The organism is Brevibacterium sp. HMSC22B09 (assembly GCF_001806795.1).
Lineage (GTDB): Bacteria > Actinomycetota > Actinomycetes > Actinomycetales > Brevibacteriaceae > Brevibacterium > Brevibacterium ravenspurgense.
In genome coordinates this window covers 17201-19510 of the sequence record NZ_KV786035.1, presented here as the reverse complement: position 1 = coordinate 19510, position 2310 = coordinate 17201, and the positions used below count along the sequence as shown (strand labels likewise).

The window sequence follows — 2310 nt, the reverse complement described above, 5'->3', positions numbered from 1 at the left end:
TTAACTAACCTCCCCGATCAGTACAGCTAGCCGGCTATGAAAGGCCGAGGTGGAGCCCGGCTCCCAGCTGTTCGTCAGCTGGGAGCCGGGCTTCTCTGCAGGGCAAGGCTGACGAGGTGGATCAAGTGGTCAGCTTTTCACCGCCGACAGGACGGTGAACCGGCGATCCCTCGCCCATTGTTCGACGCTGTCCTGCCCGAAAAGCCCCTCGAGTTCACGCCTGTACCGCAGCGCGGAATTGAACACGACGACCACACGACCGCCCGGCCGCAGCACCGCGTGGGCACTGCGCATCATCCTCTTGGCAGTATCGCTTTCAATTTCATGCCCAGCGTGAAAAGGCGGGTTGAGAAGCACCACATCAAAAGCCTGCTGCGGGAGCCCCTCCCCCGAATCCGTGTACTCAACACGCCAGTCAACACCGGCCGGCATACCCGCCTCGGCAGTCAGCTCAGCAGAAGCCAGCGCCGCCGCCGACGCATCAGCGCCCACCGCCTGCCTTGCCCCCAGAACATGCGCGGCGGCCGTCAACAGCCAACCATTGCCACACCCCAAGTCGAGGATCCGCGGGCGGCCAGCAGGCACCTCGTCAGTTGATGTGGAGGCAGAACTAGCCGATCCTGCGTGACGCTCAGCGAGCGCGCGCAGCAGCAGAGCGGAACCCGCGTCAATCTCCGGCCCGCCGAAACAAGCCCCGTACGCGGACACCTCGAGATCGGGAACACCCGGAATATCCGCCCGCGCTGTGCGCTGGTGCGGTTCAATCCGCGCTGTGCTGAACCCCATGCCGGATTCCGGAGTCGAACCGATGATCATTCGCGACTTATAGCGGCCCGGCGAAACATCGACCCGCTCGAAACCGCGCGCCAGCTCCGCATTAATGCCGCGGAACAAGTGCTTATCGCGACCCACGACCATGAACTCATCCACCACCGGGCGCAGCGCGGCAACGTAATCGGCCACCGCGGCCTGGGCTTTCGGAGAGGTCAGCAGGGCTTTCGCCGGGCGGGCGCCGCGCACATCAAGGCCGGCAGAAATATGAGGCGGAAAGCCCGGCAGCGGACGAACACTCACCCGCGAATCACCGAACATCTCACGCAGGCGCTGGGCGTGCGGCAGGAAATCCGCATAAACCGTGACATTTCCCGTGGTGGCGGCGAGGACCGCCGCTGTGACTGAGCCGTCGGCATCGTCAAGCACGACGAAGGACGCGTCGTCATCCAGCGGCACCGGATGCCGAGGTGGAACCTCCGGACGCCCCGAAATGTTGAGCTGGCCGGCGACTCGCCCCAGAAGGTAGCGCGACACAAAAGCTGACAGCGGAGAACCATCCGGCCAAGCCGGAAACAGCTCACGCATACGCTCGGTGTGAGACAACCAAGCGGGACTTTCAACATCGGGTTCCACGGCACCCACTGTAGTCGGGGTTGTGCCTGAGATGCGGGTGGAGCGTGGGGTGGGGCTTGGTTTGAGTCGTGTGTGGGGCTTGTGGGTGGCGTGGGTTGAGTCTTGCATGTGGTGTGGCTTGAGACTTGCGTGAGCCTGCCCGAAACTTCCGCGGCAGAGCTACAGTTAGAGACATGACGATTCTTGTTGGCTACACCCCCAGCACAAAAGGCCAGGCAGCACTGACAGCAGCCGTTGACCTCGCCAAGAAAACCGGCGACAGCCTCTACGTTGTCAACGCCGGGGTCGGCGAAGCGGTAGACGAACGCGAAGTCGCAACCGAAGACCAGCTGAACAAGGCCCGCGAATACATGAAGTCCGAAGGGGTCGAAGGCAAAGTCAAGCAGTACCTGCGCGGCAATGACGCTGCCGAGGAGCTGCTCGCACTCGCCGAAGCCCGCAGCGATGTGACGATGCTCGTCATCGGGCTGCGCCGCCGCTCCCCCGTGGGCAAGCTCTTCATGGGCTCGATTTCGCAGAAGATCATCCTCAACGCGAAAGTCCCAGTGCTTTCGGTCCGCGAAGCCGAAGAATACGAAGTCTGAGCAGCAGGCCCAAACAGGTAACTCTGCCAGCCATGCGGGACTACCCAGCCTTCCCAGGCACCTCGCCCCGCCGCATTCTTTGTCCTGCCGGCACATTTTCGGCCCACAAAAACACCCCTTAGCCGGAATCTGCGCTTTAGCCGCACGGAGACACCCTTTAGCCGGAATCTGCGCCTTAGCAACCACTGCTAACGGGAGTTTCTCTTGCTAACCGGTGTGCCCCAGCTAAAGAAGGCGCCCAGCCTTCCCAGGCACCTCGGCCGGCGCATTTCCGGCCAACAAAAACACCCCTTAGCCGGAATCTTCGCTTTAGCCGCAC

Annotated in this window: 2 protein-coding genes; one reads left to right on the top strand and one right to left on the bottom strand. The window is 62.6% G+C overall.

Features of this window, described 5'->3' with window-relative positions; all coding sequences use genetic code 11:
- Window positions 1-129: 129 nt before the first annotated feature.
- Window positions 130-1359 (bottom strand): class I SAM-dependent methyltransferase, encoded by a 1230-nt coding sequence (locus HMPREF3087_RS10300; RefSeq protein ID WP_070429043.1) that lies wholly within the window; start codon window positions 1357-1359, stop codon window positions 130-132.
- A 221-nt stretch (window positions 1360-1580) separates the two neighbouring features.
- Here HMPREF3087_RS10300 and HMPREF3087_RS10295 point away from each other — a divergent pair, with 221 nt between their 5' ends.
- A complete protein-coding gene (locus tag HMPREF3087_RS10295; RefSeq protein WP_070429042.1) occupies window positions 1581-1991 on the top strand; it encodes a universal stress protein in 411 nt (136 codons plus the stop codon).
- Window positions 1992-2310: the final 319 nt, after the last annotated feature.

Excerpts from the sequence above, each read along its gene's own strand:
- HMPREF3087_RS10300 (WP_070429043.1), bottom strand. The coding sequence starts at position 1,359 with ATGCGTGAGCTGTTTCCGGCTTGGCCGGATGGTTCTCCGCTGTCAGCT.
- HMPREF3087_RS10295 (WP_070429042.1), top strand. The coding sequence starts at position 1,581 with ATGACGATTCTTGTTGGCTACACCCCCAGCACAAAAGGCCAGGCAGCA.